1 protein-coding gene is annotated in these 5,547 nt (G+C 73.5%); it reads left to right on the top strand.

Annotated elements, in window-relative coordinates; all coding sequences use genetic code 11:
* On the top strand, positions 1 to 5,547 hold a 5,547-nt coding region (locus ACZ3YL_RS42305; protein ID WP_465663176.1), incomplete at both ends, for an acyltransferase domain-containing protein.

Below are 5,547 nucleotides of genomic sequence, written 5' to 3'. Positions count from 1 at the left end.
CGCCGTGGTCGAGTCCCTGACCCCCGAACGCCTCGCCGCGGTCTGGGAGCCCAAGGCGCGGGCGGCCTGGCACCTGCACGAACTCACCCGGGGGCGCGACCTGACGGCGTTCGTCCTCTTCTCCTCGGCGGCCGGGACGCTCGGCAGCCCCGGCCAGGCCAACTACGCCGCGGCCAACACCTTCCTCGACGCCCTCGCCGTGCACCGGCGCGCCCTCGGACTGCCGGCGACCTCGCTGGCCTGGGGCTACTGGGCCGAGGCGAGCGGCATGACCGGGCACCTGACCGGTGCCGACCAGGACCGGCTGATGCGAGCCGGGGTCGTGCCGCTGGCCACCGACCACGCCCTGTCGCTGTTCGACGCGGCCCTGGCCACGGACCGGGCCGCGCTGGTGCCGGTACGCCTCGACCTGTCCGTGATGGCGGGCGCCCCGGCGGCCCCGGCAGCCCTCAAGGGCCTCGTCTCCCGCAAGGCGGCCCGGCGCCCGGCGCGGCACGGCGCGATGGCCGACCGCCTGCGGTCACTGCCGGAGGCCGAACGGCTGCGAGCCGCACTCGACCTGGTCACCGCCCACACCGCCGCCGTGCTCGGTCACCGCGAACCGGGGGCCGCATGGGACCGGCAGCCGTTCAAGGACCTCGGCTTCGATTCCCTGACCTCCGTCGAACTGCGTAACCGGCTCAACACCGCCACCGGCCTGCGCCTGCCCGCCACCGTCACCTTCGACCACCCCACCCCGCGGCAACTCGCCGAGCACCTGCTGAGCGAGATCCTCGGCCGGGGTGTGGTGTCGGTGGTGCCGGTGGGTGGGGTGGGTGTGGGGGTTGATCCGGTGGTGATCGTGGGCATGGGGTGCCGGTTGCCGGGTGGGGTGGGGTCTCCGGAGGAGTTGTGGGGTCTGGTGTCGGGTGGGGTGGATGCGATCGGGGGGTTTCCGGGTGATCGGGGGTGGGACGTTGAGGGGTTGTTCCATCCGGATGCGGATCATCCGGGGACGTCGTATACGCGGTCGGGTGGTTTTCTCGTGGACGCGGCGGGGTTCGATGCGGATTTCTTCGGGATCTCGCCGCGTGAGGCGTTGGCGATGGATCCGCAGCAGCGGGTGTTGCTGGAGACCGCGTGGGAGACCTTCGAGCACGCGGGGATCGATCCGACGTCGCTGCGGGGTAGCCAGACGGGCGTCTTCACCGGTATCTGGTCCTCCGGCTACGGCGACCAGGCGCCCGCCGGCACCGAGGGCTATCTCGGTACGGGCGCCGCGACCAGCGTGACCTCCGGCCGGATCGCCTACCTGCTGGGGCTGGAGGGTGCGGCGGTCTCGCTGGACACCGCCTGCTCGTCCTCGCTGGTGGCGATCCACCTGGCCGCGCAGGCACTGCGCTCGGGGGAGTGCACACTCGCCCTGGCCGGCGGGGTGACGGTGATGGCGACCCCGCTGGGGTTCACGGAGTTCTCGCGCCAGCGCGGCCTGGCTCCCGACGGCAGGGTGAAGGCGTTCGCCGAGGCGGCCGACGGCACGGCCTGGGGTGAGGGCGCGGGGTTGGTGCTGCTGGAGCGGTTGTCGGATGCCCGCCGTAACGGTCACCGGGTGCTGGCGGTGGTGCGGGGATCGGCGGTGAACCAGGACGGCACCTCCAACGGCCTCGGGGCGCCGAATGGTCCGTCGCAGGAGCGGGTGATCCGGCAGGCGTTGGCGAATGCCGGGTTGGAGGCGTCCGAGGTGGACGCGGTGGAGGCGCATGGCACCGGGACGACGCTCGGTGACCCGATCGAGGCGCAGGCGCTGTTGGCGACGTACGGCCGGGACCGGGTGGAGCCGTTGTGGCTGGGGTCGGTGAAGTCGAACATCGGGCACACCCAGGCCGCCGCCGGCGTCGCGGGTGTGATCAAGATGGTGATGGCGATGCGGCACGGTCAGTTGCCGCCGACGCTGCACGTCGACGCGCCGACCTCGCACGTCGACTGGGGGTCCGGGAACGTCCGGTTGCTCACCGAGGCCCGGCCCTGGCCCGACAGCGGCCACCTGCGTCGTGCGGGCATCTCGGCGTTCGGCATCAGCGGTACCAACGCGCATGTGGTGATCGAGGCGGCTGCTGAAGAGTCGGTCGGGGTTTCGACGGGGTCCGCGGGCGGGCTGGTGCCGTGGGTGTTGTCGGCCAGGTCCGAGGCGGCGTTGCGGGAGCAGGCGCGCCGGCTGGGCGCCTTCACCGCCGGACGTCCCGAGGTGAGCCCGGCGGCGGTCGGGGGCGCTCTGGCCGCCCGCACCGTGTTCGAGCACCGGGCGGTGCTGAGCGGTGCGGAGGCGTTGGAGGCACTGGCGGAGGGCCGGTCGGCGCCGGGTCTGGTCACCGGGACCGCCCGTCCGCTGGGTCGTTCGGTGTTCGTGTTCCCGGGGCAGGGTGCTCAATGGGTCGGTATGGGCGGGGAGTTGTACGGCTCGGAGCCGGTGTTCCGGGAGGCGATCGACGCGTGTGCTGCGGCGTTGGCGCCGTACACGGACTGGTCGTTGGTGGAGGTTTTGACCGGCGGTGGTTCGCTGGAGCAGGTGGATGTGGTGCAGCCCGCCCTGTTCGCGGTGATGGTGGCACTGGCCGAACTGTGGCGTGCCCATGGTGTGGAACCCGATGCGGTCGTCGGGCATTCACAGGGGGAGATCGCGGCGGCGTACGTGGCCGGGGCGTTGTCGTTGGAGGACGCCGCCAAGGCGGTCGCCCTGCGCAGCAAGGCCCTGGTCGCGCTGGCGGACCAGGGTGGGATGGTGTCGGTCGGCCTCGGGCATGAGCCGGCGGCCGAGTTCGTGGCCCGCTGGGACGGTCGGCTGACGGTGGCGGTGGTCAACGCCCCCGGTTCGGTCGTCGTGTCGGGTGATCTGGACGCACTGGACGAACTGCTGACGGCCTGTGAGGCCGAGGGCATCCGCGCCCGCCGTCTGCCCGTCAACTACGCGGCCCACTCCGCGCAGGTCGAGGCGATCCGCGAGCAGCTGCTCACCGACCTGGCCGGCATCACGCCCCACCCGCCGGTGATCCCGTTCTACTCCACGGTCACCGGCGAGCCGGTCGACACCTCCGCCCTCGACGCCGGCTACTGGTACCGCAACCTCCGCGAACCCGTGCTGTTCGACCAGACCACCCGGCTGCTGCTCGCCTCGGGTGGCCGCCCCGTCTTCGTCGAGATCAGCCCGCACCCGGTGCTCACGCCCGCGCTGGAGGAGCACGAGGCGGGTGTGGTGACCGGGACACTGCGCCGCGACCACGGCACCCCGGCCGAGTTCCTGGCCGCCGCGGCGCGGCTGTTCGTCGCGGGTGTGCCGGTGCGGTGGCCGTTCCCTGAACGGGAGCCGGTGGCGCTGCCCACCTATCCCTTCCAGCGGACGCGGTTCTGGCTCGCCGGAGGCGCGGGAGACGTGTCCGCGGCCGGGCTCGACTCGGTGGACCACCCGCTGCTCGGCGCCGCTGTCGAGGTGGGCGAGCAGCGGGTCCTGACGGGTCGGCTCTCCCTGGCCACCCACCCCTGGCTCGCGGACCACTCCGTACTGGGGAGGGTGCTGCTGCCCGCGACGGCGTTCGTGGAACTGGCGGTGCACGCGGCCGGGGCGGCAGTGGAGGAACTGGTCCTGGAGGCGCCGCTGGTATTGCCCGCGGACGGCGCGGTGGACGTGCAGGTCGTCGTGGGCGAGCCGGACGAGACCGGCCGCCGCACGGTCGACGTCCGGTCCCGTACGGACGGTTGGGTGCGGCACGCCACCGGCACAGTGAGCGGCCAGCCTGTGGTCGGCCGGCCTGTGGTCGGGCGGCCCGTGGTCGGGCAGGAGCTGACGCAATGGCCGCCGGCCGGCGCGGAACCTGTCACCGGGCTCTATGACACGCTCGCCGCGGCGGGCTACGAGTACGGGCCGGCCTTCCAGGCCGTGCAGGCGGTGTGGCGGCGCGGCAATGAGGTGTTCGCCGAGGTCACCGTGCCGGACGCGGCCCGGTTCTCCGTCCATCCGGCCCTGCTGGACGCCGCTCTGCAACCGCTGGCGCTGTTGTCCGGCACGGAAGGCGACGTACGGCTGCCGTTCTCGCTGGGCGGGATCGCGGTCCACCGCACCGGCGTGACCTCCGCGCGCGTGCGGCTGACGGTGGTGCGCCCCGGCACGTACGCCGTCCACCTGGCGGACCGGTCCGGCGAGCCCGTGGCGACCATCGAGGCGCTGACCACCCGTCCGATGGCTGAACGCGGCCCGCTGTACGCCCTCGACTGGATTCCGCTGATTCCCGGGCTGACCCCCGGCGAAGGCGCGCTCGGCGACGCCGTGGTCTCGCCCGGCTCGGTCGCCGAGGCGCTGACGGCCGTCCAGGACTTCCTGGCCGGGCCCGGCGAACGGCTCGTGGTGCGCACGCGGGGCGCGGTCGCCGTCGTTCCCGGTGACGGGGTGAGCGACCCGGAAGCCTCGGCCGTGTGGGGCCTGGTCCGGTCCGCGCAGTCCGAGCACCCCGGCCGATTCGTGCTCGTGGACGCCGACGAGCTGCCCGACGGCCTGTCAGTCGGCGACGAGGACCAGGTGGCGGTGCGCCGGGGAGCCGTCTACGTGCCCCGGCTGGTGCGCTCCGCACCGGAGGCGTTCGACGGACGGCTGACGCAGGTGGGCACGGGCAGCCTGGACGACCTCGTCTTCCTGCCGTACGAGCAGGCCCCGCCCGGGCCCCGGGAGGTGCGCGTCGCCGTGCGGGCGGCCGGCCTGAACTTCCGGGACGTGCTGATCGCCCTCGGCGTCTACCCGGACCCGGCGCTGCTCGGCAGCGAGGGCGCGGGCGTCGTCACCGAGGTCGGCGCCGAGGTCACGGGGCTGCGGCCGGGTGACCGGGTCGCCGGGCTGCTGCCCGGCGCGTTCGGCCGGGTGGCCGTCGCCGACCACAGGGTGCTGGTGCGCATCCCCGACGAGTGGACGTTCACCCAGGCCGCCACTGTGCCGATCGCGTTCCTGACGGCGTGGTACGGCCTGCGCGACCTGGGCGGGCTGAAGGCCGGTGACCGGGTGCTGATCCACGCCGGAGCCGGCGGCGTCGGCATGGCGGCGGTCCAGCTCGCACGGCTTTGGGGCGCGGACGTCCACGCGACCGCCGGCCCGGGCAAGTGGGACGCGCTGCGCGCCCTGGGGCTGGACGAGGACCACATCGCCTCGTCCCGGACCCTGGAGTTCGCCGACCGGTTCGGACCCTTCGACGTGGTGCTGAACTCGCTGTCCGGTGAATTCCTGGACGCCTCCCTGCGGCTGCTCGCGCCCGGCGGGCGGTTCGTGGAGATGGGCAAGGCCGACATCCGGCCCGGCGTGTCGGCCTTCGACCTGGCCGACGCGGGACCGGAGCGGCTGGGGGAGATCCTGGCCGAGGCCGTCCGACTGCTCAGCGCAGGCGAGCTGCGTCTGCCACCACTCACCACCTGGGACGTCCGCCGCGCGCGGGACGCCTTCCGGTTCATGAGCCGGGCCGCTCACATCGGGAAGATCGTCCTCACTGTTCCCGCGGACTTCGATGCGGCCGGTACGGTGCTGATCACCGGTGG

It is taken from the genome of Kitasatospora sp. NPDC023176, from assembly GCF_055560495.1.
This window is presented reverse-complemented; position numbering and strand designations above follow the sequence as displayed.